The sequence below is a fragment of the Sphingobium sp. GW821-FHT02B05 genome, assembly GCF_059421905.1.
In genome coordinates, this window is sequence record NZ_JBWKVW010000031.1 from 1 (window position 1) to 1,145 (window position 1,145).

The window sequence follows — 1,145 nt, forward strand, 5'->3', positions numbered from 1 at the left end:
CTGAACCATGGAGGCAGATATGACCTATTCAGTCGGATCAGCCATCGCGATGGGCGTAGGTGTTGCGGTAGCGATCATAATGGCCTTTGCTGCGGTTTGGGCGAAGCGTCGCCTCTTCTGAGCGGCAATTCTCTGTCCCTGTCGCCAAGAGCAGCCGATCGCCATTTCAACCGGCCAAGCTGGGCGTTCGGATGTAGAATGCGCGCTGAGAGATGAACGTCCTGATCGATCCGATCAAATGCGATCAAATTGCGGATGTGGGGCGCCGTAGAAAGCGCGCAGCGATTTTGGCGAGAAGCCAGGTCGATCCACGACCCGATAGCGTTCGCCCAGCTCGGCGGCGATCAGGGTGCCGCCGGTCAGCGCCATCATCTCCGGATCGTCCCACAAGGCGCTGATCACCCGACCGCAATAGCCGGGGCTTTCCATGCCCATGCCCTCGATCAGCTCGGTCGCGTCGCCGACGATCATCTCGGCGCGTTCGGTCTTCACATAGCCCGGCCACAGCGACACCGCGGCGACATTGTACGGCGTGAAATCCTCGGCATAGACCGAGGCGAGCTTATCGAGACCCGCCTTGGCGGCATAATAGGCCGGATCGTGGACCCTGGCGTTGCCGTAGAAGGAGATGTTGACGATCAGGCCTCGCTTGGCGGCGATCAGCAGCCGCGCGGCATGCCAGGTCGCGACATGATGGCAGCGCAGGCCGACATCGATGATGTCGGCCAGCTTGAGCGGCGTCTCCCAGAACGGGCGCGTGCCCATCTGGTCATGCAGCGACGCAGCATTGTTGACGAGGATGTCGACATGCCCGCTCTCGCGGTCGACCTGCTCGAACAAGGCGCGGATCGCATCGTCGTCCGCCAGATCGCAGGCGACGGCGATGCCCCGACCGCCCGCAGCGGTGACTTCGTTCGCCGCTTCGTGGATCGATCCCGGCACCGGGATACCGCCCGCGGACACCTGCGTGCCGCTGACCGTAGTGCGCCCCACGACATACACCGTCGCACCGCGCCGGCCGAGCGCAAGCGCGATCCCCTTGCCGATGCCCCGGCTCGCGCCGGTAATGACGGCTACCAGCTGCTGGTCCATCACTTCGGGAACCGCGTGACGGCACGGTTCACCCGCAGCAGATCCTCATTATT

The 1,145-nt window shown here is 63.7% G+C and carries 1 protein-coding gene; it reads right to left on the reverse strand.

Going from position 1 to position 1,145, the window contains the following annotated elements:
• Positions 1-234 precede the first annotated feature (234 nt).
• On the reverse strand, positions 235-1,092 hold the full coding sequence (locus AC07UX_RS21145; RefSeq protein ID WP_495193932.1) for an SDR family NAD(P)-dependent oxidoreductase: 858 nt from the start codon (positions 1,090-1,092) through the stop codon (positions 235-237).
• Positions 1,093-1,145 lie beyond the last annotated feature (53 nt).